Below are 24,966 nucleotides of genomic sequence, written 5' to 3'. Positions count from 1 at the left end.
ATCGCCCGAGCCGCGATCGATGTTGATGCAGGTCAAGGCCTCCGGGCAAGGCCGGATTGACGCGGATCAAAGTGACGGGCCCCGCGTCCCGGCAGACTTGCCCGGTCTGGCAGGGAGACTGTCGTCATGGCGTACAAGCAGGTTCTGTTCCGGTCCGAGGCGCGCGAACGTGTCCTGCGCGGCGCCGCGCAGCTCGCCGATGCCGTGAGCATCACCCTGGGGCCGCGCTCGAAATCGGTGCTCATCGAGAAGAAGTGGGGCGCTCCCATCGTCTGCAACGACGGCGTCACCATCGCCAAGGAGTTCAGCCTGAAGAATCCCGAGGAGAACCTCGGGGCCCGCATGCTGCGGCAGGCGGCGGAAAAGACCGGCGACATCGTCGGCGACGGCACCAGCACCGCCACCATCCTCGCCCACGCCATGTTCGCCGACGGCGTGCGCAACGTCGTCGCCGGGGCCAGCGCCATCGACATCAAGCGCGGCCTGGATCGTGGCCTGCAGGCGGCGGTCGCGGCGCTCAGGCAGCTGTCCCGGCCGATCCGCAAGCGCGGCGAGAAGGAGCAGGTGGCCGCGATCTCGGCCCACAACGACGCCGGCATCGGCAAGATCGTCGCCGATGCGATGGACAAGGTCGGCGAGGAGGGGGTCATCACCGTCGAGGAGGCCAAGACCACCGAGACCTCGCTCGAGGTGGTCGAGGGCCTGCAGTTCGACCGCGGCTACATCTCTCCGTATTTCATCACCAATCCCGAGCGCATGGAGACGGTGCTCGAGGATGCCTGCGTCCTGATCGTCGACGGCAAGGTCAGCACCCTCGCCGACCTGCTCGGCCTGCTCGAGGCGGTGGCCAAGTCCGGCGCGCCCCTGCTGATCGTCGCCGAGGAGGTGGAGGGCGAGGCGCTGGCGACCCTCATCGTCAACACCCTGCGCGCCACCTTCCGCAACTGTGCCGTCAAGGCGCCCGGCTTCGGCGACCGCCGCAAGGCGATGCTGGCCGACATCGCCATCCTCACCGGCGGGCAGGTGATCTCGCAGGATCTCGGCATCAAGCTCGAGAACGTCACGCTCGAAATGCTCGGCCGGGCCGCCCGCATCGTCGTCGACAAGGACACCACCACCATCGTCGGCGGCAAGGGCGACAAGCAGGCGATCGCCGGCCGCGCCGAGCAGCTGCGCCGCGAGATCAAGAAGACCACGAGCGACTACGACCGCGAAAAGCTCGAGGAGCGCCTGGCCAAGCTCGCCGGCGGCGTCGCCGTCGTCCGCGTCGGCGCCGCCACAGAGGCCGAGATGAAGTCGAGGAAGGACGCACTCGACGACGCCATCAGCGCGACCAAGGCCGCCGTGGCCGAGGGCATCGTGCCCGGCGGTGGCCTTGCCCTGCTGCGCTGCGCTCCTGCCGTCGATGCCGAGATCGCCGCGAGCGAGGGCGACGAGCGCACCGGCCTGCAGATCCTGCGCCGGGCCCTCGAGGCGCCGGCCCGGCAGATCGCCGAGAACTCCGCCGTCGATGGCGGCGTGGTCGTGGCCCGCATGCTCGAGGGCTCGGGCGCGCTCGGCTTCGATGCGGCCCGCAAGACCTATGTCGACCTCATGGAGGCCGGCATCATCGACCCCACCAAGGTGGTTCGCGTCGCGCTCGAGAATGCGGTCAGCGTGGCCAGCACCCTGCTGCTGACCGAGGCGACCATGACCGAGGTGCCCGACGAGCCCAAGGCGCGCGAGCCGGCCGGCGACCTGCCGGCGGGGTTCTAGCCGTGTTGCGGCGCGATCCCGCCGTGTCCGAGTCCGCGCCTGCAAAGCCGTCGCCGCCGATCGACCTCAAGGCCGTCGACCCGCACGGCCTCGTCGCCGCCGTCGCCGCCGATCGGCTCCGGCTCTATGGTCGCAACGAGCTCAGGAGCGACGCCGCCCGACTGCCGCTTGCAGTGCTGTTCGAGCAGTTCCGCTCCCCCTTCGTGCTCATCCTGCTTGCCGCGGCCGGCCTCTCCTTCGTCATCGGCGAGGTGCAGGAAGGGCTGATCATCGCCGCCATCGTTCTTGCCAGTTCCGCCCTCGGCTTCTTCCAGGAGTACAGCGCCGCCAACACCCTCGCCGCCCTGCGCGCGCGCCTGCGCAGCGTCGCCTCGGTGGTCCGCGATGGCCGCACCGTAGATGTCGCGACCGCCGAGCTGGTCCCCGGCGACATCGTCCTGCTCGAGGCCGGCAGCATGATCCCGGCCGACGGCGTGGCGCTCGCATGCAACAGCCTGCACGTCGACGAGGCGCCGCTCACCGGCGAGTCCTTCCCGGTCGCCAAGTCCGCCTTCGCCGGGGCCGAGCCCGGCCCGGACACCCTGATGCACATGGGGACCTCGGTGCGCAGCGGCACCGGGCGGATGGTCGTCACCGCCACCGGCGCGGCCACCCAGTACGCCGAGATCGCGCAGCACGCGCAGCGGCTCGAGCCCGAAACCAGCTTCGCCCGCGGCGTCCGTCGCTTCGGCATGATGATGACCCGGACCATGGTGGTCATCGTGCTCATCATCCTGCCGGTCAACGTGCTGCTCGGGCGCCCGCTCGTCGAATCCGTCCTCTTCGCCGCCGCCCTCGCCGTTGGCCTCACCCCCGAACTGCTGCCCGCCATCGTCACCGTCACGCTGTCGCGCGGCGCCCGCAAGCTGGCGGCCGCCGGCGTGCTGGTCCGGCGCCTCGTCGCCATCGAGAATCTCGGGGCCATGGACGTGCTGTGCACCGACAAGACCGGCACCCTCACCGAAGGCAACCTGCGCGTCGCCAGGTTTGTCGACGATGGCGACGGCGCCCGCGTCGAGCGCTGGGCCCGGATCAACGCCCAGTTCCAGTCCGGGCTCGACAACCCGCTCGACCAAGCCCTGATGGAGGGAACGGCGGCCCTGTCGGAGCCGGTCGAAAAGCTGGGCGAACTGCCATACGACTTCGAGCGCAAGTGCCTGTCGGTGGCGGTCAGCGTCGGAGAGGGAGCGCAACTCGTCTGCAAGGGGGCGGTGCCCCAGGTCCTCGACCGCTGCTCCCACATCATGGTCGGCGGCAGCACGGTCGAGCTCGATGCGACCCGCCGCGCCCAGGAACTGAAGCGGCTGGAGCAGTGGAGCGGCAACGGCATCCGCTGCATCGCCGTGGCCACCCGCCCCATCCCGGCCGAAGCCGCCCTGCGGCCCGAAGACGAGGCCGGCCTGACCCTCGTCGGCTACGTCCTGTTCGAGGACCAGGTGAAGCAGGGCGCGGCCGAGACGGTCGCCCAACTCCGCGAGCACGGCGTCAAGCTCAAGATCATCAGCGGCGACAACCGGCATGTGGCGGCCTATGTCGCCGATGCCATGGGCCTGTCCACCAAGGCGGTACTGACCGGCGAGCAGGTCGGCCGCATGAACCGCCGCGCCCTCGCCCGCCGCCTCGCCCATACCGATGTGTTCGCGGAAGTCACGCCCGACCAGAAGGAACGGATCATCGAGGCCTATCGCCGCGCCGGCAAGGTTGTCGGCTACCTCGGCGACGGCATCAACGACGCCCCCGCACTGCGCGCCGCCGACCTTGGCCTGTCCGTCGACAACGCCGTGGCCGCGGCCCGGGAGGCTGCCGACATCGTGCTCCTCGACCGCGACCTGCATGTCCTGCTCAGCGGCATCGTCATCGGTCGCGCCTCCTTCGCCAACACGCTCAAATACGTCTCGATCACGCTCAGCGCCAACCTGGGAAACATGATCAGCATGGCGCTGGCGTCGATCTTCCTGCCCTTCCTGCCCCTGCTCTCCAAGCAGATCCTGATCAACAACTTCCTCGCCGACCTGCCGCTGCTCGCGGTGTCGACCGATCGGGTCGACGCCCATATCCTCAGGCGGCCCGGCCTGTGGGACTTCAGGCAGCTGACGCGCTCCATGCTGGCCTTCGGCGCCGTCAGTTCCCTGTTCGACGTGCTGACCTTCGGCCTGCTGCTCTGGTTGGCCGGCGAGACCCCCGCCATCTTCCAGACCGGGTGGTTCCTCGAGTCGCTGCTCACGCAACTGGCCATCATCTTCGTCATGCGCACGCGGCTGCGTCTCACCGACAGCCGGCCGAGCGGCTGGCTGATCGGCATTGCCGCCTTCTCGGCGCTGTGCGGCATCGTCCTGGTCATGCTGCCGCTGGGGAGCATCACCGGCTTCGTGCCGCTGCCGCCCGGCCTGATCCTGATGCTGATGGGCATCGTCGTCGCCTACGCCGTCGCCTCGGAACTGCTCAAGCGGCTGATCTGGCCGGTCAGAGCGAAAGCGACATCCTGATCGGGTCGCCGGCCGTCGCCTGCGGCACCGCGGCAAAGCCCATGCGCGCCGCGAGGTCCAGCATGTCCCGGTTCTCGCGCAGGATCAGGCCGTCGATCCGCCTGAGGCCGTCGGCCCTGGCATAGTCGAGCAGCCGGCGCATCAGCGCGCTCCCCAGCCCGATCCCCTGCAGGTCGCTGCGCACTAGGATGCCGAATTCGGCCCGCTCGTGGTCGGGATCCGAGCTGTAGCGGCAGATCCCGGCCAGGTCGCCAGTGTCGGCCTCCAGCGCGACGAAGGCGATGTCGCGGTCGTAGTCGAGCTGGCTGAGCCGGGCGATCACCTCCCGCGACAGCCGCTGCGTCGGCACGAGGAAGCGCAACCGCATGTCCTCCGCCGAGACGCGCTCGAGGAATCGGGGATACAGCGCCGCGTCCGCCGGGCGCATGGGCCTGAGCTCGAACGATCGGCCCTCGCAGTCGGCGCGGCTGTCCCAGCCCGAGGGGTAGGGCCGCACGGCGAGCCTGTGGTTGGGGGCAGGCTCGCGCAGCCGCCCACCGTCGATCTCGATGCGCGCATCGAGGGCTATGGCCCCCTTGTCGTCGACCAGCAGCGGATTGACGTCGATCGCCACGATCGCCGGCTGCTCGACAGCCAGTTGCGACAGCGCCAGCAGTGCGGCGACGACGGACTCCCGTGCCGCCGGCGGCCGGTCGCGATAGCCGGCGAGGAGCCGGGCAATGCGGGTTCCGTCGATCAGGTCGCCGGCCAGCACCTCGTCGAGCGGCACCAGCCCGGTGGCCGTGTCGCGCACCACCTCGACCGCCACGCCCCCCGCGCCGAAGACAATGACCGGGCCGAAGCTGGGATCGGTCTTGAGGCCCAGCAGCAGTTCGTGCGCATGGCGGCGCGTGATCATCGGCTGCACCGTGAACCCCTCGAACGCCCCGAGGCCGGCGGCCTTCACGCGGTCGCGTATGCCGGCGGCCGCTACCATCGCCTGTTCGCGACTGGTGATGTCGAGCACCACTCCGCCGATGTCGGACTTGTGCGAAATCTGGCGCGAGTAGAGCTTGACCACCACGGCCTCGTGCCGCGTCAGCAGATCGGCCGCTGCGGTCCCGACCTCCTCGTCGCTCACGACGACATGGGTTTCGGGCACCGGGATGCCGTAGGCGGCGATGACGGCCTTCGCCTCCGGCTCGGTCAGCAGCGTGCGGCCATCCCGCGCCACCTGTCCCAGGATGTCCCGCACCCGCTCGGCGTCGCCCCGGACCGCTCCGGCGCTTGGCGGAACGCGCTCCAGCCGCTGGCGCAGCCGCGACCAGCGGGTCAGGAAATCCACCGCCTCCGCCGCCGCCGCCGGCGTGTCGACGGCGACGATCCCCGCCTCGCGCAGCACCACCCGGGCCGGCTCGGCCGTCTGCTTGCCCAGCCAGCAGGCGACCGTCGGCTTGCCGCCGATCAGCCCGTTCGTCGCCAGCCGTCCCACGGTCTCGGCGGCCTGCAGCGGGGATGACAGCGCCGTCGGGCAGTTCATGACGAGCAGGGCGTCGACCGCGGCATCGGCTGCCACCGCCGCCACCGCCGCGCCATAGCGCTCCGGCGGCGCGTCGCCGATGATGTCGACGGGGTTGGCATGCGACCAGGTGGCGGGCAGGGCGGCATCGAGCCCGGTGAGGGTTTCAGGCGACAGCGTCGCCAGCGTTCCATCGAGGTCGAGCAGGTCGTCCACCGCCAGCACGCCGGCGCCGCCCCCGTTGGTCACGATGCCGAGGCGTCCCGAGGTCAGGGGCCGGAAGCGCGTTGTCACCTCGGCCGCCGAAAACAGCTGCTCCAGGTTGCGCACCCGGATGACGCCGGCCCGGTGCAGCGCCGCCTCAATCACCGTGTCCGAGCCGGCCAGGGCGCCGGTATGCGTCATCGCCGCCTGGGCTGCCTCGCCATGGCGACCCGGCTTGACCGCGATGACCGGCTTGATCCGCGCCGCGGCGCGGGCGGCCGACATGAACTTGCGCGGTTCCGGCACCGACTCGAGGTACATCAGGATCGTCGAGGTCGCGTCGTCCGCCGCCAGCCAGTTGAGGCAGTCGCCGACGTCGACATCGGCCATGTCGCCCAGCGAGATGAGCTGCGAAAAGCCCACCCCGTCCGCCGCCGCCCAGTCGAGGATGGAACTGACGATCGCGCCCGACTGCGAGATCAGCCCCAGTTTGCCGGCCTGGGCGGGCAGGTGGGCGAAACTGGCATTCAGCCTGACCAGCGGCGACAGCATGCCGATCGTGTTGGGGCCGACGACGCGCATCAGGTGCGGTCGTGCCGCGTCCAGCATGGCCTGTCGCAGGCCGCTGGCTGCGCCGACCCCGGCCGTGATCACCACGGCGGCCGTGCAGCCGCGCGCGCCCAGTTCGGCGATCACCCCCGGCACCACCTGCGGCGGCGTGACGATGATGGCGACGTCCGGGGCCTGGGGCAGGTCGGACGCCCTGGCATAGCAGGCGAGCCCGTCGATCCGGTCATACTTGGGGTTCACCGGGTAGACCGGGCCGGCAAAGCCGCCGGAGCGGATGTTGTTCAGCACGATCGAACCGACCGACTGCGGCTTGGGCGAGGCTCCGACCACAGCGACGGAACCGGGGCGGAAGCATTGGTCGAGGTTGCGTATCGTCATGTCTGGCCTGGCTGTTGGGGGCAAGCGGCATCGGTGCAGCTTGCCTTGCGCGGGCGACGATGTCACGGCGGGGGCTTGGCAGCTTGAGCCAGATCAACGCGGCCGGGCCCGGGCCATGCTCAGGTCCGCGCGGCGAGGAGTGCAGGATGCGCGTACTGGTTCTCTACTATTCCAACACCGGCAACACCCGGAAGGTCGCCCAGGCGCTGGCGGACAGCCTTGGCGCGGAACTCGCGGAAATCACCTGCCAGACCTACCTGCGCTGGTACGGCCCCGTTGCCATGGCCTGGGACGTGTTCACCCGCCACCGGCCGCCGGTCATTGTCGTCGCCCCGCAGCATGCGCATTACGACCTGGTGCTGGTCGGCGGGCCGGTCTGGGCCGCTCGCGCCGCGCCTCCGGTCCTGAGCGGGATCGGGCACCTGCCCGACGCCGGGGCCGTGGCCCTGTTCGTGACGTGCAGGGGCGACAACCCTGGCTCGCCACCCGAGCCGGCTCTCGCCGAGATGCAGGCGGCTGCGGCGAGGCCGATCGCCGCGACAGAGGTCTTCCGCGAGGCGGACCTTCGCGGTCCGGCATTGGCTGGGAAGGTGGAGGCCTTTGCCGCGGCTGTCAGGGTCGCGATCCCGGGCCTTGCGGCAGGCCGCTAGGCCGGATCTGCTTCTGGACAGTCCCCCGTCTTCTGGATGGTGCCAACCCGTCGGTCCGAGCGCTCGAAGTCGTGACGCAGAAAGTCCGATGTAATCCTCTTTGGGCAGTGTCAAACGCGTGCGCGCGCAGTACAGTTGAGCCCGGACACAGGTGAGCCCGCTCATGCGGGCCGGGAACGCATAGTCCCCGACAATTGCGAGCCAACGCAAGGAGCCAGAAGATGGTTCTCGCCGCCGAACCCAACCAGGCTAGGCCTGTGTTCGGCTTTTCCAGGAGCCCCTGGGCACCGTATCTCGCCGCCCTGATGCTGGTGCTGGCGGCCTTTCTTCTTCGTTTTTTCATCCACGGCTTCTTGGCGGGCTCGGCTGTCGGCCTCGTCTTCGTTCCGGCGGTGCTCGTGGCTTCGATCATGGGTGGGTTGCTGCCCGGCGTCTTCGCCACGCTGACCGCCATGCCGGCGATCTACTACTTCCTGGCCGCGCGGTCGGAACAGGCGCTGTCGATCGGGGTCAACATCGCGTTGTTCGTGCTGGTCGGCGCAACGGTGGCCTGGCTCGGGGGCCTGCTGCAGCGCGCGCTGGTCCGCAATCGGCAGGCGCTCGCCGACCTGCAGGTTCGCGAGGCGCATCTGCAGTCGGTGCTGGATACCGTGCCCGATGCGACGATCGTCATCGAGGTGGATGGCACGATGATCACGTTCAACAAGGCCGCCGTCCGGCAGTTCGGCTACGAACCCGGCGAAGTCATCGGCCAGAACGTGCGCATGCTCATGCCCTCGCCCTATCGCGAGCAGCATGACGGCTACATCGAGCGCTACCTCGCCACCGGCGAGAAGCGGATCATCGGCGTCGACCGCGTGGTCGTGGGCCGGCGGAAGGATGCGTCGACCTTCCCGATGACGCTGGCCGTCGGCGAGACGAGCACCGCCGGCAAGCGGTACTTCACCGGCTTCATTCGCGACCTCACGGAACGCCAGGAGCGCGCCGCGCAACTGGAGGAGGCGCAGGCCGAGCTCGCTCGCCTGGCGCGCGTGAACGAACTGGGCGAGATGGCGTCCACCCTGGCGCACGAGCTCAACCAGCCACTGGCCTCCATCGCCAACTACGTCCAGGGCTGTGCCCTGATGCTGGACCAGGTCGGCGAGGAATACGCCGTCAAGATGCGGGGCGCGCTCACCGAGGCCGCCAAGCAGGCGTTGCGGGCGGGCGAGATCATCCGCCACCTCCGGGAGTTCGTCACCCATGGCAACACCGAGAAGCAGCCGGAGGACGTCAAGCGCCTGGTCGAGGAGGCGGGGACGCTTGCCCTCATCGGGTCGCGCCAGGGCGGGGTCCGCTCGACCTTCGATTTCGGCTCCGGCGACACCCGGGTCCTGGTCGACCGGGTGCAGATCCAGCAGGTCCTGACCAACCTCATGCGCAACGCCGTCGAAGCCATGAAGGACAGCGAGGTCAAGGAGTTGAGCGTCAGCACCCGCAAGGAGGGGCATAGCGTCGTCGTGCAGGTGGCGGATACCGGGCCGGGCATCGACGACGATCTCGCCGCGCACCTGTTCCAGCCCTTCGTCACCACCAAGGCCAACGGCATGGGCATCGGCCTGTCGATCTCGCGGCGCATCATTGCGTCACATGGAGGCGCTATCACTGTCGCCCGCAACGACAGGGGTGGCGCGACCTTCACGTTCGACCTCCCGATCGTCGAGGAGGCTGCGCCATGACCAGTGCCGATGTCGCCGTCCACATCGTCGACGACGAGGAATCGGTGCGCAGCTCGCTCGCCTTCCTGCTCGATACGGCCGGCTTTGTCGTGCGCACCTATGCCACGGCGCAGGCGTTCCTCGACATCGCCGCCGAGGTCCGCAACGGCTGCCTCGTCACCGACCTGCGCATGCCGGACATCGACGGCGTGGAACTGCTGCGTCGTCTCAGGGCGGCCGGGACGCTGTTACCCGCCATCGTCGTCACCGGGCATGGCGACGCAAAAATGGCAGCCGAGGCGATGCAGAACGGCGCGATCGATTTCATCGAGAAGCCGTTCAGCCAGGACGCGATCATCCGCTCCATCCGGCGCGCGGTCGCCCGCGCCGCCTGACTGCCAGCCAGAGGGCTGATGGCCGGGGATCTCTGCCAACCGCACAATCGCGAGCATCTCGCTTGATCTACAGCAAGAAAAGTCGCGAGGGCCGGCGCTACGGTTGGGCTGCATCGTTCCCGTTCGATGCAGAGGGAAAGAGACCAAAATGGTCCACCTGCTGGTCGTTGCGCCAAGCTCATCGCTGCGGAATTCGCTCCGGTTCGCGCTGGAGGCAGAAGGCTACACCGTGACGGCGGTGACTTCGGTCGATGATCTGGACGAGCCGGCGGCGAGTTTCGATTGCGCCGTGGTCGATCACCATGGGCTCACGTCGTTCACATCCGAGAGCCGAAGGTTTCTCAAGGAGTTCGAGCCGGTGGTGCTGCTGGCCAATACTCCCGCCCATCCCATGGCGGGCTACACCTTCCGGACGCTGACCAAGCCGTTCCTCGGGCCCGCCCTGTCGGAGGCGGTGAAGCGGGCTCTCGCCACCCGGGCCAGCGCCTGGTCCAGCGCACCTCCGCCGCGACAGGACGGTTGACGCAGATCAACGCCGCGCCGGCTGCGGTTCTGTAGCGCATCGGCACCTGCCGGCATGTTTTCCGATCCGACCGGTGTCAATCAGACTTGGCCAAACGCGAGGAGATCGCCATGCGATCGGTGCTGATGCTGCTGGTAGCCGCCCTGCTCGTCCTGTCGGTGGAGGCGCAGGCCCAGGACGGCCCGCCGGCTACCAACCAGATGACGTTCGGCGGTGATCACTTCATTGCGGGCCAATCCGCGCTGGTCGACACACCGGTGGCGCGCGATGTCTTCGCGGCGGGCTACGACGTCGCGCTGCGGGCCCCGGTCAGCGGCGATGCCCATCTGGCCGGCTTCAACGTCAGCCAGGGGGCCGACGTCGTCGGCGACCTCTATGCGGCAGGCTACAGCGTCTCCGTCACCGGCAATGTCGGCGGCGACGTCACCGCCATGGGCAACTCCGTGTCGGTGACCTCCGCGCAACCCGTCGGCGGCAACGTCCGCATCGCGGGCCAGACCGTGACCCTCTCCTCCGGGATCGACGGCGCCGCACTGGTCACCGCCCAGACGCTGACCCTCGGGGGAGCCGTCAAGGGCGACCTGAACTTCGTCGGCGAGAATCTCAATTTCGGCCCTGATGCCCGCGTCGACGGCACCGTCACCATCCATGCTCCGCGCCAGATCGCCGTTCCCGCTTCGGTGGCGTCGGCGGATCGCGTCAAGTTCGAGCAACTGGTCACCCCCGACTATTCGGCCGAGGCCGGCAAGACCGCCGAGCATGTGATCCGGGGCGTCTGGCCGGCCGTGTGGGCGACAGGCATCTGGTGGCTGCTGCTGTTCGTCGTCGGCGTCGTCTTCATCGCCCTGCTGCCGCGCCTGACCCAGGCGCTGGAGTCGGCCGCCCGCGCCCACCCGTTCCGGCGCCTCGGCCTCGGCTTCGTGACCCTTGCCGCCGTCATCGGCCTCGTCCCGGTCCTCGTGATGACCTTTGTCGGCATCTTCCTCGTTCCTTTCGCCGTCCTGTTCGTCGTGATCGTCTGGGCCCTGGCCTATCTCGCCGGCGCCTACCTCCTCGGGGCCGGCATCGCCAGGGGGCTGGTGACGCTTGAAACCAATCTCAGGCGCATCGTCGTCCTGGCCCTGTCGATCGTTGTGGCCGGGCTGCTTGGCATGATCCCGGTGATCGGCTGGCTGCTCACCCTCGTGATCCTCTGCTTCGGCTTTGGCGTCGTCGCCAGCGTCATTCTGGGCCGGTTCCGCCCCCGCGACCAGCAGCCGGCACCAGCCGCCATTCCGCCGGCTCCCGAAGCCGTCTAGGAGGCCGGCATGCCCATGACCTTCTTCCTGCCGGTCAGCACCTATCCCGACCCGACGCCGACTGCGGGCCTGCTGCGCGCCGTCGACATGGCGGCCAGCCTGGGCGGTGAGGTCACGGCACTCGTGCACGAGGTGGATATCGAAGAGGTCCGCAGCGCCTTCGCCCATATGCTGATCGACGTATCCGCCATGATCGCCGCCGCGGAAGCGCGCAGCCATGCCGCGGCGGCGGAACTGACGGTCGAACTCGAGCACCTGGCGCGCCGCTTCCGCATTCCGCTGACCGTGCGCCGTGCAAGGACCCGCCCCGATGCTGCCGCCGCTCTCGTCGCGAGCGAGGCCAGGACCTTCGACTGTTCGCTGCTGATGCCGGCGCGCGCCAGCGACGACCAGGCCGCCGTCGCCGAGGCGGTGCTGTTCCAGTCGGGAGGACCGGCCTGGGTCTTCCCCGACGGCGAGGCGACGGCGCATCTCGAATCCGCGGCCGTAGCCTGGGACGGAGGGCGCGCCGCGGCGCGGGCGGTGCGCGACGCCATGCCGATGCTCGAGACGGTGGGGCATGTGACGATCCTGTGCGCCACCGATGACAAGACGATCGGCCCGACCTCGGTTGGCCACCTGCAGGACCAGCTCCGCCACCACGGCATCGACGCCGAGGCACGGCTGTTCACCCGAGCGGAGCAGCCCGTCGGCGCGGCCCTGCAGCAGGCGGCGATCGAAAGCGGGGCCGGGCTGATGGTGATGGGCGCCTATGGGCACAGCCGGGTCCGCGAATTCATCCTCGGCGGCGCCACCCGGGGCGTGCTCGACGAACGGCGCCTCCCGGTCTTCATGTCGCACTAGCACGTCACCGCCGGTGCCTTTGCACCCGAAACGCCCCGCCTCGTCCTCACGCGCCGCGGGTCATGCCGTTTGAGCTTGGTCAAACCCGGCAGCGGCGGCGTATATAGCGTGGCGGGCACAGGATTTCGGAGCACCAGATGCGTGAAGATCACAAGCTGCAGGCGGCCGTACAGTCGCGCCTCGATTTCGATCCGGCCATCAATTCGAGCCGGATCGGTGTCGGTGCCCGGGAGGGGATCGTGACCATCTCGGGTCATGTGCCGAGCCTGCTGGAACGCTCCAGTGCCGAGCGGGCGGCAGGCCAGGTCAAGGGCGTGAAGGCCGTCATCAACGAACTGCTCGTCGACCTCGCCGGCGAGAACCGGACCTCCGACGAGCAGATCGCGGAGCGCGCCTATGCCCGCCTGGCCTCCAACGTGTCGGTGCCGCTCGACCGGCTGCACTTCGCCGTCAAGGATGGCACCATCACGCTGCATGGCGATGTCGACTGGCACTTCCAGCTGCAGGCCGCCATCGACGACCTGCGCGCCCTCGAGGGAGTGCGTGAGATCCGCAGCGACGCCCAGATCCGGCCGCCGATCCAGGCCGAGAAGGTGCACGAGAAGATCAAGCGGGCGCTGGCCGACATTGCCCCGCTCGACGCCGAGCGCATCCGTGTCACGGCCGAGGGCAGCAAGGTCACGCTCGCCGGCGAAGTCACCTCGTGGCACGAGAAGGGGCTGGCCGAAAGCACCGCCTGGTGCGTTCCCGGCGTCACGCAGGTCGACAACCGCATCACCGTCCTCTGAGGCACCGCCAGCCGCGTTCCCGCCGCCCACCCCACCGGCGGCATATGACGCCGTCGGCACGTACGGCACACGAGGGTGGCCTTCACCTCTCCCTCTGGGGGAGAGGTCGGCCGAAGGCCGGGTGAGGGGGCCTTTCCCGTGAACGCGGATCACAGGCGATTGCCGCCCACCACCGGTCATCCCCGCGGCAGCGGGGCCTCAGTTTTCGCGGGCGCGATTGCGGAGATGCGGGATGTTCCGGTGCCCCGCTGTCAGGACTTGTCGGGGTTGTCGACATAGGTGCGGCTGGCCTCGTTCCACAGGATCCGGCCCGAGCGCACCAGCAGCTCCAGCACCCCAGAAGCGATCATGTCGCGATGCTTCGGCGCCAGCTCCGCGCTTAGCCCCAGCACTTCGGCGATCGCCGGCGCGCTGAGCCCCTTGGGGTGCCGCGTCAGCAGGTTGACGACGGAGTCCTCGATGTATTTGAGGCCAAGCTGGGCCTGCTCGCGGTGGTCGAGATCGTTCATCTTGCGGGGTCCTTCGGGGTCATGGTTTCCTTGCCGCCTCCGCGGCGGCCACCTGGTGCTTGACGGCGACGAAGCTGTCGGGGCTCACCGACATCGAGTCGATGCCGCATTCGACCAGGAAGCGGGCGAACTCCGGGTGGTCGCTGGGCGCCTGGCCGCACAGCCCGACCTTCGCGCCCGCCTTGTGCGCGGCGCTGATCACGCTGTCGATCATCCACTTGACCGCCGGGTCCTGCTCATCGAACAGCCCGGCCAGTTCCTCGGAGTCGCGGTCGACGCCCAGCGTCAGCTGGGTCAGGTCGTTCGAGCCGATCGAGAAGCCGTCGAAACGCTTGGCGAACTCGGCGGCCAGCACCACGTTGGACGGTATCTCGCACATCACGTAGACCTGCAGCCCGTCCTCGCCACGCCTGAGCCCGTTCCCGGCCATCACCTCGAGCACCCGGTCGGCCTCGATCACCGAGCGGCAGAACGGGATCATCACCACGACATTGTCGAAGCCGAGCTGCTTCCTGAGCCGCGCGATCGCCTGGCATTCGAGCGCGAAGCCGTCCCGATAGCGCGGTGAGTAGTAGCGCGATGCGCCGCGGAAGCCGATCATCGGGTTTTCCTCGAGCGGCTCGAACCCCGCGCCCCCGATCAGGCCGGCATATTCGTTGGTCTTGAAATCGCTCATCCGGATGATGACCGGCTTGGGATAGGCCGCCGCCGCGATCCGCGCGAGGCCGCGCGACAGCTGGTCGACGAAGTACTCCGTCTTGCTCTCGTAGCCGGTGGTCAGCCGCTCGATCTCGAGCCGCGCCGCGTCGTCGCGCAGCTGGTCGAACTTCACCAATGCCATCGGATGGACGCGGATGGCGTTGGAGATGACGAACTCCATGCGCGCCAGGCCGACCCCGTCGGCCGGCAGGCGCCACCAGCGGAACGCCGCGCCCGGGTTGGCGAGGTTCAGCATCACCTTGGTGCCGGTCTGCGGCAGGGATTGAAGGTCCAGCGTCTCGATCGCGATGTCCGCCGGGCCCTCGTAGATGGCGCCTTCGTCGCCCTCGGCGCAGTTGATCGTCACCTCCTGGCCGTCATGCAGCAGTTCGGTCGCCTTGCCCGTGCCGACGATTGCCGGCAGGCCCAGTTCGCGGCTGACGATGGCCGCGTGCGAGGTGCGCCCGCCGTGGTCGGTGACGATGGCGGCGGCCCGCTTCATGATCGGCACCCAGTCGGGGTCCGTGGTCGAGGTGACGAGCACCGAGCCATCGATGAACCGGTCGATGTCCTTGGCGCTTTCGAGCAGGCACACCGGGGCGCTCACCGCCGCTTCGCCGATGGCGAGGCCGGTCAGCAGCGTGCGACCGTGCTCGCGGATATGGTACGACCTGAGGACGCCGCTGCCGCGCCGCGCCTGCACCGTTTCCGGCCGCGCCTGCACGATGAACAGTTCGCCCGTCCGGCCGTCCTTGGCCCACTCCATGTCCATGGGGCAGCCGTAGTGCTGCTCGATGGCCACCGCCCAGCCCGCCAGCCGGACGATCTCGGCATCCGACAGCACGAAGCTGGCGCGCTCCGCCTTCGAGGTCGGCACGTTGCGCGTCGGCGTCTCGCCGGCGGCGTAGATCATCTTGATCGCCTTGGTGCCGCGCTTCTTCTCGATGATGGGCACCACCCCGTCCCGCCCGAGGAACGGCTTGAACACCACGTATTCGTCGGGATCGACCGCGCCCTGCACGACGTTCTCGCCCAGGCCCCAGGCGCCGTCGATCAGCACCACCTTGTCGAACCCGGTCTCGGTGTCGATCGAGAACATCACGCCCGAGGCGCCGAGGTCGGCGCGCACCATGCGCTGCACGCCGATCGACAGCGCCACCTTCATGTGGTCGAAGCCCTTCGCCTTGCGGTAGCTGATGGCGCGATCGGTGAACAGCGAGGCGTAGCAGCGCCGGCACGCCGCCAGCAGCGCGTCCTCCCCCTTGATGTTGAGGAAGGTTTCCTGCTGGCCGGCAAAGCTCGCATCGGGCAGGTCCTCGGCAGTGGCACTCGAGCGCACCGCGACGTCGATCTCGCCGCCGCCGCTGCGCCGGCACAGCTCGCGGTAGCTGGCGCGGATCGCCTGCGCGATCGGCTCGGGCCACGCCGACTTGAGGAACAGGCGCCGGATCGCTTCGCCCGTCTCGGCCAGGCTGGCCCGCTTGTCGTCCCAGGCTGCGAGCAACTCGGTCATCCGGCTCCTGAGGTCATTGGCCTCGATGAAGCCCCAATAGGCATCGGCGGTCGTCGCAAACCCGGCCGGAACCTGGATGCCGCTCGCCGCCAGCGCCTGCACCATTTCTCCCAGCGACGAATTCTTGCCGCCCACGCGCCCGACATCGCTGCGGCGAAGGGTCTCGAACCAGGCAATCTGATCGGTCGGCTGCAGCATCGGAGCGCTCCTGTGGGGCGAGACCCGGAAGGGCCTCGGGCGTTCGATGCTGGCGCGCCGCGCGGGGGCTCTCATTGATCGGCGTCAAATGATCCAGATCAAATCGGCGCCCGCCATCGGCGTCATCCTGCCCCCAAGGTGCAGCTTGAGGAGGACTCCCGATGACCGAACATTCGAGGCAGGCGCTGGTCGGTGCGTTCGGCGCCACCTATATCAGCCTTGCCATCGCCGACATCGACGAGTTGTCGGTGTCCAGCTTCGCCCTCCTCAACACCGCCGATTTCGAGCGGCCCATGCAGGCCGTGGAGCGCTACCTCACCTCCATTCCCCGCTGCCCCAACAAGGTGTCGATCGCGCTCGCCGGCGAGGTCGAGGGCGACGGGGCCACCTTCACCCACCGCGACTGGACGCTCACCCGCAACGATGTCCGCGCCGCCACCGGTGCCGATCACGTCTGCCTCATCAACGACATCGAGGCGACCGCCCTGGCCCTGCCCAACCTCTCCGCCTACGACGTGCAGGAGCTCATCCCGGGCAAGGCCAGGCCCTACGGCAACAAGGCCGTTCTGATGGCCGGCGCCGCCGCCGGCATCGCCGGCTTGGTGCGCGTCGGCGACAGCTGGATGCCGGTTGCCGGCGAAGGCGGCTTCATGCGCTTCGCGCCGGCCGCCGCCGATGGCGTCGATCTCGGCGACACCTTTCCCCCCGGCAGCTATCTCAGCTGCAATGACATCTTCACCGGCAAGGGGCTTGTCGCCCTCTACCGCGCCCTCGCCACCGCCGAGAAGGCTCCCGCCGCTGCGGCCGGCGCCCGGCAGATCGCGGCGGCCGGCCTATCCGGCAAGGACCCGGTGGCCGCGCGAAGCCTGCAGGTGATGGCGACCTGGCTCGGCCGGGTCGCCGGCGACATTGCCCTGCTGTATGGGGCGCGAGGCGGGCTCTATCTCGGCGGCGGCATGATCGCCAACACCATCCCCGCCCTGCAGACCGGCCACTTCCGCGAGGCCTTCGAGCACCGCGGCCTGCGCTCGGAGTACATCTCGAAGGTGCCGGTCTACGTGATCAAGACGGCCGCCGATGCCGGCCTGCGCGGCGCGGCGCTGGCCATGGCCCGCTCCCTGCAGGCTGCGGCACCGGCGCATCGTCCGGTTTCGCGCGCTGCCTCCTGACGGGGCGGGACCATGCATATCCCCGAACCCGTGCGCCACGTGCTCGGCTGGTACGACGGGGAGAGGCCCGGCGTGAAGGCCAGCCTCGCCCGCCTGCTCATGCACGGGCGGACCGCCGGCACCGGACGCCTGCTCGTGCTGCCGGTCGACCAGGGCTTCGAGCACGGCCCCGCCGCCAGCTTCGCCCCCAACCCGCCGGCCTATGATCCGCGCTACCATTTCGAGCTCGCGATCGAAGCCGGGGTCAGCGCACTCGCCGCCCCGCTCGGCTTCCTCGCCGTCGGCGCCGACCGCTATGCCGGCGCCGTGCCGCTGATCCTCAAGGCCAACAACGCCAACGGCCTCGGCGCCATCAAGGATGAAGCGGTCACCGCCACGGTCCGCGATGCGCTGGAGCTCGGCTGCAGCGCCATCGGCTACACCATCTATCCCGGCTCCGACCGTCAGTACGAAATGTTCGAGGAAGTCCGCGCCGGCGCTGCCGAGGCCAAGGCCAGCGGCCTCGCCGTGGTCATCTGGGCCTATCCGCGCGGCGGCACCCTGAGCCATGAGGGCGAGACGGCCCTCGACGTCGTCGCCTGGGGCGCGCAGATCGCCGCCCAGCTCGGCGCCCATATCATCAAGGTCAAGCCGCCGACCGCCCGCATCGAGACGGCCCAGGCCCGCCCCGCCTATACCGCCGACCTGTCCCGCCTCGAGGATCGTGTCCGCCACGTGCGCGACGCCGCCTTCGCCGGCCGCCGCCTCGTCGTCTTCTCGGGCGGCCCGGCCAAGGATCTCGATGCGGTCTATGCCGAAGTCGGCGCCATCGCGGCGGGCGGAGGGCACGGCTCCATCGTCGGCCGCAATACCTTCCAGCGCCCGCGCGTCGAAGCCCTCGCCATGCTCGAGCGCATCGCCGCCCTGCATATCGCCGCCGCCACGGCCGGACAGGTCCGATGACCCAGGCCGCGATCCTCACCGTCACCCTCAACCCGGCGCTCGACACCACCACGTCGGTGGCCCGGCTCGAGCCGCAGCGCAAGCTCCGCTGCAGCCCGGCGATCCTGCATCCCGGCGGCGGCGGCGCCAATGTCTCGCGCGCCATCCGCGAGCTCGGCGGCACCAGCCGCGCCTTTGTCGCGCTCGGCGGCCATACGGGACGCGCATACATCGACCTGCTGCAGGCCGCCGGGGTCGAGTGCATCGAGTATCGCCTCGCCGGCGAGACGCGCACCTCGATGACCGTGATGGAGGAGGACACCGGCCTCCACTACCGCTTCGTCCTGCCCGGCCCGGCGCAGGACCCCGGCCTCGGCGACCGGATCCTCGCCGAACTCGACCGGATCATCGACGCCGGCAGCTACGTGGTCGCCAGCGGCAGCCTGCTGCCCGGCATCGCCGTGGATCTCTACGCCCGCCTCGGCGAGCTTGTCCGCCGGCACGACGCCCGCCTCATCCTCGACAGCCATGGCGAAGCCCTCGTGCGCGGCATCGCCGGCCGGCCCTTCCTGGTTCGGCTGAACCAGGCCGAGGCGCAGGACCTGACGGGCGAAAGCAGCGACAATCTGCCCGCCGGCGCGGCCCGCCTCGTCGCCACCGGGATGGCCGAGGTCGTCGTCTTCGCCCTGGGCGAGAAGGGCTCGCTGGTCACCACCCGCGACAGCCAGTTCACCATCGCTCCGCCGGAGGTCTCCGTACGCAGCATGGTCGGCGCCGGCGACAGCTATGTCGCTGCGCTCACCCTCGCCCTGGCGCGCGGCTGGACGCTCGACTCGGCCAATCGCTACGGCGTCGCCGCCGCCGCCTCTGCCGTCACGCGCGAAGCCACGCAATTGTGCGAGCGCAGTAGCACCGAGCGCTACTACAACGAAGCCGGCAAAGCCCGCTTCCTCGCCACGCCCACGACGCCCTGAGCGACAACAGTGCAGCTATTGTGTGTGAAGAATGGTGCCCGGGACCGGAATCGAACCAGTGACACGCGGATTTTCAATCCGCTGCTCTACCAACTGAGCTACCCGGGCAACCGTGGCGCCCGAGGGCGCTAAGTCGGGCGGTTTATAGGGGGCATTGCCGGGGTGCGCAAGCGCGTTTTGCCATCTCGCCGCCTGTGGAAAACGGCAGGGCAGGGCGCGGTGCCATGGCACGCCGGTCGCCCCTTCGAGCCCGGTGCCCTGCGGCGGGGTTCAGGGCTTTCGCCAGCGAGGGGGCAGCGGCCGGGCCGCCTATTCCTCGTCTCCGCCATCCTCCTGCGGCAGCACCTCGTCCTCGTCATCGCGGGCCGGAATCACGTAGCTGCCGCTCAGCCAGCGGTTGAGGTCGATGTCCTGGCAGCGCGCCGAGCAGAACGGATGGAACTGCTGGCTCGATGGCTTGCCGCAGATCGGGCAGGGGACCGGTTTCCTGAGCTTGATGACTTCGGCCATTTGCGGCGTCCTGTCTGATGCAGCGGACCAACTCGTCTGCACGAGTTTGTCTCGGGCTTCCCCTTCTCACCGGGTCATCCCCGCCAACGCGGGGATCTCCGTTTGGTCGCCAATGACGAAAACCGAGGTTCCCGCTTGCGCGGGAATGACTCCGTGGATTTTGCTTTGCCGCAGCCGCGTCTCAGACTGCCGACAGGCTCGACTGGTTGAGCCAGTTGAAATGCACCGGGTAGCCCTCGCCGGCGAGCAGCGACACCGTCTCGTTGAGCGGCAGGCCGACCACGGCGGAATAGGAACCCTGCAGCTTCAGCACGAATGCCCCGGCAATGCCCTGGATGGCATAGCCGCCGGCCTTGTCGCGCCACTCGGCGCTGGCGAGGTAGCTCTCGATCTCGCGCGCCGACAGCCGCTTGAAGCGCAGCCGCGTCTCGACCAGCCGCTTCCGCATCGCCCCCGAAGTGGTGATCATCGTCACCGCCGTGAACACGCGATGCGAGCGGCCCGAGAGGATCCTCAGGCACTCGGAGGCCTCTTCCATCGTCTCGGCTTTTGGCAGCACGCGACGCCCCACGGCCACCACCGTATCGGCGGCCAGCACCAGCGCATTGCCGGCAATGCCCGAGGTCTTGGCCTTGTGCTGTGCCGTCATCGCCTTCTGGTCGGCGAGGCGCTGCGCCAGCTTGCGCGGCAGCTCGTTCTTTTCCGGCGTTTCGTCGATATGGGCGGGAACCAGGTGCTCTGGCTCGATGCCGATCTGGTTGAGGAGCGCCAACCGCCGCGGCGATGCGGACGCGAGGATGAGCTCGGGACGGCTGGCCATGTCTGCCCTTACTTGAAGCGGTAGGTGATCCGGCCCTTGGTCAGATCGTAGGGCGTCATCTCGCACAGCACCTTGTCGCCCGCGAGCACGCGAATGCGGTTCTTGCGCATGCGGCCGGCGGTGTGCGCGATGATCTCGTGCTCGTTTTCGAGCTTCACCCGAAAGGTCGCATTGGGCAGCAGTTCCGTCACCACGCCCGGAAACTCGAGCACTTCTTCCTTAGCCATTCTCTCTCCTGAGACGGCCCCACGAAACACGCTACTGACAATGTCGGGGGCGAGATTGGCGGGCAGCTATACTGCAAGCCACCCGCTTTGTGAACCACCAGTTGGGGTGAGGACGGGGGTTATATGGGGATGGCGTGGCGTTGTCGCAATGCCCGAGGATCAGGCCGCCGGGCGCACGCTCACCGAGAGTTCGACCTTCTGCCCGAGCTTTCCCAGGATGCCCATCAGCCGATCGAGCGTGAAGCGCTCCAGCCGCGCACCCCGGACACGCGAAAAATCCGCGTGGCTCACTCCTGTCGCATCTTCCGCCTGCCGGGTCGTCCATCCCCGACTGTCGAGAACTCGCGCGATTTCGGCTGCAAGCAGAGCCTTGGCCTGTAGCAGGTCTGCATCGGCCCGGCCAAAGTCCCGGAAGACATTGCCGCTGCCATGGACCAGTTCGATATCATCATCGCTCATTTCAACATCTCCTTGAGCCGCCTTAGCCGCTGTGCCACCAGGTCTATCTCCGCACTCGGCGTCTTGATGCCGGTCTTCGATTTCTTCTGGAATGCGTGAACCACCCAGAGCGTGTCCTTGAACTGCAAGGTGTAGACCGCGCGGTAGGCGTCGGTGCGATGACGCAGCGCGATCTCATAAACCCCTGCGCCGAGGCCATTCATGGGTTTGGCAGTCGTCGGAAATCCGCCATCTGCTGCCATGGTCAAGGCCGACAGGACATCGTCCTGAGCGGGCCGAGGGAAGGCATCGAAGTCTTTCCGAGCAGCCTTGATCCACGAAATGATGCGAGTTTGCCGAATTGCCATCGGCAACATGGTGGCATATTTGCCACCAGACTGCAACCTCAAGCGGCATTCGGCGTCCCCGCCACCAGCTGCTCCAGCCGCTCGCGCACCCGCTGCTGCAGCGTGTCGCGCAGCGTGCGATAGGCGCTCAGCACCGCCTCGCGATTGCCCTCGGTCTCGGTCGGGTCGGGCAACGGCCAGTGCTCGATGGCGCCGGCCTCGATGCCGCGCCGCCGGAACGCCTCGGGGGCGTCGGCCGACAGGGTGATGACGAGGTCGAAATGGTTGGCGACCAGTTCGTCCATGGTGTGCGGCGTATGCACGCTCATGTCGATGCCGATCTCCTCCATCACCTCCTCGACGAAGCCGTCTGCCTTGCCCGAGCGCACGCCGGCCGAGCGCACGATCAGCCGGCCGGGGAAGAACTTGCGCGCCAGCGCGGCCGCGATCGGCGAGCGCACCGAGTTCATCGAGCACACGAACAGCACCGTCGGCAGGTTCGATTCCCGCTCGTCGATACGGCTCGCGAATGGCTGCACCGCGCAGATCAGGGTGAACAGCCGGCGTGCCGTGTTGAGATCCATCCCGAGCTTGTTGTCGAGCCGGGTGCGCAGCAGCTCCGCCGCCTCGTTGTGCAGGCCCCGCCGCGCCATGTCGACGGTCTCGATCTGGTAGCTCGAGCCGGTCTTGATGGCGTCGTAGTAGCTTTCGCGGATGCGGAAGTAGTCGCGGATCAAGCGGCGGAACGGGGTGAGCGACAGATAGTGCGCCGCGATCGGCTCGTAGGTATCCGGGTTGCGCACGTCGAGCACGATGTAGTTGCCGACGATCGAGACGTGCAGCGCATAGGGGCCGGTGGCCTTCACCCGTGCCGGGGCGAACAGGTTTTCCTCGACCAGGTCATAGATGGCGATCCGCCACTCATGCACCTCGTCGGGATTGGCCGAGGTGATGGTGTTGGGGTCGAGCGTCACGGCGACGATGTGATCGGTTCTGGGATCGAACTGTCGCGGTGAAGGGGCCATGCTACCGGTTCAGCCTTATCGAGACCGAGCGGCCATGCGCTTGCAGGCCTTCCGTCTCGGCCAGCGTCACCGCCGCCGGGGCCAGTTCGGCCAGCGAGGACGGGTCGCATCCCAGCACCGATGTGCGCTTCATGAAGTCGAGCACGCCGAGGCCGGACGCATAGCGGGCCGATCGCGCCGTCGGCAGCACATGGTTCGAGCCGCCGACATAGTCGCCGATCGCTTCGGGCGTGTGATGGCCGAGGAAGATCGCACCGGCATTGCGGATCCTGGGGAGCAGGGCCTTCGGATCATCGAGCGCCAGCTCGACATGCTCGGAGGCGATGCGATTGGCCAGCTCCACCGCCTCGTCCAGCGAGGCGACGGTGATGATCGCGCCGAACTCCTCCCAGCCGGCACGGGTGATCTCGGCGCGCGGCAACAGCTCGATCTGCCGCCACACCTCGTCCTCCACCAGGTCGGCGAGACGCTGGTCGGTGGTGACGAGGATCGACTGGGCGCCCCCGCCATGTTCAGCCTGCGCCAAGAGGTCCGCCGCCACCCAGGCCGGGTTGGCCGACCCGTCGGCGATCACCAGCACTTCGGACGGTCCGGCGATCATGTCGATGCCCACCGTGCCGAAGACCTGGCGCTTCGCGGCCGCCACATAGGCGTTGCCCGGCCCGACGATCTTGCTCACCGGCGCGATCGTCTCGGTGCCGTAGGCCAGCGCGCCGATCGCCTGCGCCCCGCCAATCCGGTAGATCTCGGTGACCCCGGCAATGCTCGCCGCCGCCAGCACGGCGTCGTTCAGTTGCCCGCCGGGCGTCGGCACCACCATGGCGATGCGGCTCGCGCCCGCCACCTTGGCCGGCACCACGTTCATCAGCACCGACGAGGGATAGGCCGCCAGCCCGCCGGGTACGTACACGCCGACCGCCTCCACCGGGGTCCAGATCGTCCCCAGCGTGACCCCGAGGTGGTCCTGGTAGATCTGGTCGAGCGGCCGCTGCTTTTCGTGGTGCGCCCTGATGCGGTCATGCGCGATCGTCAACGCGTCCAGAACTCCAGCGGAAGTTCGTGATCTTGCGGTAGCTATTTCGTGGTCTTCGACTCGAAAGGAGCCCTGAGTTCCAGCGTGGCCATCGAAGCGTTCGGTGTATTCGGCGACCGCCTTGTCGCCCCGCGCCTTCACGTCGGCGAGGATCGCGGCCACCGCATCGCCGACCTCCTGCGAGGCCTCGCGCTTCGAATTCAACAGCGTTTCGAATGACTTGGCAAAGCCGGCATCCCGGCTGTCGAGACGGACCGGCATCAGGCGGCGTGCTCGGGCTTGGCCTTGGCCGCCCAGGCCGACCCCAGGTCCGCCAGCCGCGCCTCCAGCACGTCGACTTCCAGTCGAACCGTCCCGCCGCCGGCAAAAGCCAAGTCGATCCAACCACTTGGCGCTTCGCCCTGGGTGAACCGGATGGTCAGCAGCTCGAGCGCTCCCTCCACCGAATTGGTGTCGATTCCGGCCACCTTGACCGACGCGACATGGTCGAAATGCAGCGCCGCGCGCTTGCGTATCCCCGCCTTGCCGGCCTTGCCGTCTTCCCACGCATAGCGGTTCATCAGCAGCGCGAAGCGCTTGTCAGCCTTGGCAAATCCCATGTCGCCGACCCGCACGATCGCGTCCTGCGTGGTGGCCGAAATGACGTCGAGGTCTTCGCTGTCAAGCGCGATAAGCTTGAGATCGGTCATGGATGTGAGGGTCCGAGTGCGTTGGATTTGCCCACGAAAGTGGGAGCCCGGACCCCGATCTACAAGTTTGGAGACGAGGGGGCAATGCAGCTTGCGCCGCATGGCCGGCGGCCCTCCACCATCCTCACCGCTTGCGCAGCTGGCGTCCCAAGCCAGCCCAGTGAATGTGGGGATCGGTGCCGGCCGAGAGATGGATGCCGGATCAAGCCCGGGATGACACCGAGTGTGGGAACGACCCTCCCCCCTCGTCGTTGCACAGGCAATGCCCCACCCCACCCAGTTGCGTCAGGCCTCGCTGCCGCGAGGACCAAGCTCCACCCGGCGTCATTCCCGCGAAAGCGGGAACCCAGTGGGATGTCTCCACGGCCAGTGAGCCCTGACGCATCGCACTAGGTTCCCGCTTTCGCGGGAATGACACCAGTGTGGTGCACCATTCAGCCCCACCCACTGCTGTCATCCCGGGCTCGACCCGGGATCCATCTCTCCACCGGCGCGGGCTGCGCGTTGGGTCCCTGCTTTCGCGGGGATGACACCGAGAGTGACTGGAATATCAGTGGCTTGTCGGTGGCGCGCAGAATTTTGTCCCCCTCACTCCGCACCCATGCGATTCTCCCCCTCGTCCGCTGCACCGAAGCGAGATCATGACGAGTGGTTGGTGCAGGGGAGGTTGGGTGGGGTGGCAGTCGTGTTGCCCCAGGCTCAAAGCACGCGCGGCATGGTCCGGTTCGCCGGACAAGCCGCTATCACGCGGGGTGGCGCCATGCCGGTGC

The 24,966-nt window shown here is 68.6% G+C and carries 23 protein-coding genes and 1 tRNA gene; 12 read left to right on the top strand and 12 right to left on the bottom strand.

The window, feature by feature from the left end; all coding sequences use genetic code 11:
* Window positions 1–126: 126 nt before the first annotated feature.
* Both groL and mgtA read left to right on the top strand, forming a co-directional pair.
* Window positions 127–1,755 (top strand): chaperonin GroEL, encoded by a 1,629-nt coding sequence (gene groL, locus J0I99_RS13470; RefSeq protein WP_291398241.1) that lies wholly within the window; start codon window positions 127–129, stop codon window positions 1,753–1,755.
* Between the two features lie 23 nt (window positions 1,756–1,778).
* Window positions 1,779–4,280, top strand: a complete 2,502-nt coding sequence (gene mgtA / locus J0I99_RS13465) for a magnesium-translocating P-type ATPase (protein WP_291398240.1) — start codon at window positions 1,779–1,781, stop codon at window positions 4,278–4,280.
* Here mgtA and J0I99_RS13460 read toward each other — a convergent pair.
* Entirely contained in the window at window positions 4,258–6,930 is a 2,673-nt protein-coding gene (locus tag J0I99_RS13460; RefSeq protein ID WP_291398239.1) for a bifunctional acetate--CoA ligase family protein/GNAT family N-acetyltransferase, read from the bottom strand. The two genes, mgtA and J0I99_RS13460, sit on opposite strands and share 23 nt — an antisense overlap.
* 146 nt (window positions 6,931–7,076) lie before the next feature.
* Between J0I99_RS13460 and J0I99_RS13455 the strand changes: the two genes are divergently transcribed.
* The 7 genes from J0I99_RS13455 to J0I99_RS13425 all read left to right on the top strand — a co-directional run bounded on the left by J0I99_RS13455 (window position 7,077) and on the right by J0I99_RS13425 (window position 13,124).
* Entirely contained in the window at window positions 7,077–7,580 is a 504-nt protein-coding gene (locus J0I99_RS13455; protein WP_291398238.1) for a hypothetical protein, read from the top strand.
* A 221-nt stretch (window positions 7,581–7,801) separates the two neighbouring features.
* Window positions 7,802–9,298 carry a PAS domain-containing sensor histidine kinase gene (locus tag J0I99_RS13450; protein WP_291398237.1) on the top strand — a complete coding sequence of 499 codons (1,497 nt, stop codon included), beginning with the start codon at window positions 7,802–7,804 and terminating at the stop codon, window positions 9,296–9,298.
* On the top strand, window positions 9,295–9,672 hold the full coding sequence (locus tag J0I99_RS13445) for a response regulator (protein ID WP_291398236.1): 378 nt from the start codon (window positions 9,295–9,297) through the stop codon (window positions 9,670–9,672). The genes J0I99_RS13450 and J0I99_RS13445 overlap by 4 nt, the downstream gene beginning before the upstream one ends.
* A 148-nt stretch (window positions 9,673–9,820) precedes the next feature.
* Window positions 9,821–10,195 carry a hypothetical protein gene (locus tag J0I99_RS13440; protein ID WP_291398235.1) on the top strand — a complete coding sequence of 125 codons (375 nt, stop codon included), beginning with the start codon at window positions 9,821–9,823 and terminating at the stop codon, window positions 10,193–10,195.
* A 110-nt stretch (window positions 10,196–10,305) separates the two neighbouring features.
* Window positions 10,306–11,493, top strand: a complete 1,188-nt coding sequence (locus J0I99_RS13435; RefSeq protein WP_291398233.1) for a hypothetical protein — start codon at window positions 10,306–10,308, stop codon at window positions 11,491–11,493.
* A 9-nt stretch (window positions 11,494–11,502) separates the two neighbouring features.
* Window positions 11,503–12,336, top strand: a complete 834-nt coding sequence (locus J0I99_RS13430; RefSeq protein ID WP_291398232.1) for a universal stress protein — start codon at window positions 11,503–11,505, stop codon at window positions 12,334–12,336.
* Window positions 12,337–12,473: 137 nt separating this feature from the next.
* A complete protein-coding gene (locus J0I99_RS13425) occupies window positions 12,474–13,124 on the top strand; it encodes a BON domain-containing protein (RefSeq protein WP_291398230.1) in 651 nt (216 codons plus the stop codon).
* Between the two features lie 251 nt (window positions 13,125–13,375).
* On the opposite strand, the gene J0I99_RS13420 is transcribed toward J0I99_RS13425, so the two are convergent.
* Window positions 13,376–13,633, bottom strand: a complete 258-nt coding sequence (locus J0I99_RS13420; protein WP_291393414.1) for a hypothetical protein — start codon at window positions 13,631–13,633, stop codon at window positions 13,376–13,378.
* Window positions 13,634–13,652: 19 nt separating this feature from the next.
* Window positions 13,653–16,043, bottom strand: coding sequence for a phosphoenolpyruvate synthase (gene ppsA, locus J0I99_RS13415; RefSeq protein WP_291398228.1), 2,391 nt, complete (start codon window positions 16,041–16,043; stop codon window positions 13,653–13,655).
* A gap of 161 nt (window positions 16,044–16,204) precedes the next feature.
* On the opposite strand from ppsA, the gene J0I99_RS13410 reads away from it, so the two are divergent.
* The 3 genes from J0I99_RS13410 to J0I99_RS13400 are packed head-to-tail and all read left to right on the top strand — an operon-like array spanning window position 16,205 to window position 19,107.
* Window positions 16,205–17,212, top strand: a complete 1,008-nt coding sequence (locus J0I99_RS13410; protein WP_291398225.1) for a glucokinase — start codon at window positions 16,205–16,207, stop codon at window positions 17,210–17,212.
* A gap of 12 nt (window positions 17,213–17,224) precedes the next feature.
* Complete coding sequence (locus J0I99_RS13405) at window positions 17,225–18,154, top strand: class I fructose-bisphosphate aldolase (RefSeq protein WP_291398223.1); 930 nt, start codon at window positions 17,225–17,227, stop codon at window positions 18,152–18,154.
* Window positions 18,151–19,107 (top strand): 1-phosphofructokinase family hexose kinase, encoded by a 957-nt coding sequence (locus tag J0I99_RS13400; RefSeq protein ID WP_291398221.1) that lies wholly within the window; start codon window positions 18,151–18,153, stop codon window positions 19,105–19,107. Before J0I99_RS13405 ends, J0I99_RS13400 begins: the two co-directional genes overlap by 4 nt.
* Before the next feature lie 32 nt (window positions 19,108–19,139).
* On the opposite strand, the gene J0I99_RS13395 is transcribed toward J0I99_RS13400, so the two are convergent.
* From J0I99_RS13395 to J0I99_RS13350, 9 genes are all read right to left on the bottom strand, one after another.
* Window positions 19,140–19,215, bottom strand: a tRNA-Phe gene (locus tag J0I99_RS13395).
* Window positions 19,216–19,416: 201 nt separating this feature from the next.
* Window positions 19,417–19,617, bottom strand: a complete 201-nt coding sequence (gene yacG, locus J0I99_RS13390; protein WP_291398219.1) for a DNA gyrase inhibitor YacG — start codon at window positions 19,615–19,617, stop codon at window positions 19,417–19,419.
* 181 nt (window positions 19,618–19,798) lie between these two features.
* Entirely contained in the window at window positions 19,799–20,437 is a 639-nt protein-coding gene (locus J0I99_RS13385; RefSeq protein ID WP_291398217.1) for a Maf-like protein, read from the bottom strand.
* A gap of 8 nt (window positions 20,438–20,445) precedes the next feature.
* A complete protein-coding gene (gene infA, locus J0I99_RS13380) occupies window positions 20,446–20,664 on the bottom strand; it encodes a translation initiation factor IF-1 (RefSeq protein ID WP_035082742.1) in 219 nt (72 codons plus the stop codon).
* A gap of 159 nt (window positions 20,665–20,823) precedes the next feature.
* A complete protein-coding gene (locus J0I99_RS13375) occupies window positions 20,824–21,123 on the bottom strand; it encodes a helix-turn-helix transcriptional regulator (protein ID WP_291398215.1) in 300 nt (99 codons plus the stop codon).
* Window positions 21,120–21,479, bottom strand: a complete 360-nt coding sequence (locus J0I99_RS13370) for a type II toxin-antitoxin system RelE/ParE family toxin (protein ID WP_291398213.1) — start codon at window positions 21,477–21,479, stop codon at window positions 21,120–21,122. The genes J0I99_RS13375 and J0I99_RS13370 overlap by 4 nt, the downstream gene beginning before the upstream one ends.
* A 29-nt stretch (window positions 21,480–21,508) precedes the next feature.
* Entirely contained in the window at window positions 21,509–22,474 is a 966-nt protein-coding gene (locus J0I99_RS20315; protein ID WP_367115419.1) for a UPF0262 family protein, read from the bottom strand.
* A gap of 1 nt (window position 22,475) precedes the next feature.
* Entirely contained in the window at window positions 22,476–23,768 is a 1,293-nt protein-coding gene (gene hisD / locus J0I99_RS13355; protein ID WP_291398211.1) for a histidinol dehydrogenase, read from the bottom strand.
* Window positions 23,768–24,196 carry a DUF2948 family protein gene (locus J0I99_RS13350; protein WP_291393891.1) on the bottom strand — a complete coding sequence of 143 codons (429 nt, stop codon included), beginning with the start codon at window positions 24,194–24,196 and terminating at the stop codon, window positions 23,768–23,770. The genes hisD and J0I99_RS13350 overlap by 1 nt, the downstream gene beginning before the upstream one ends.
* Between the last annotated feature and the right edge of the window lie 770 nt (window positions 24,197–24,966).

Source organism: Devosia sp., assembly GCF_017307495.1.
GTDB lineage: Bacteria > Pseudomonadota > Alphaproteobacteria > Rhizobiales > Devosiaceae > Devosia_A.
This window is presented reverse-complemented; position numbering and strand designations above follow the sequence as displayed.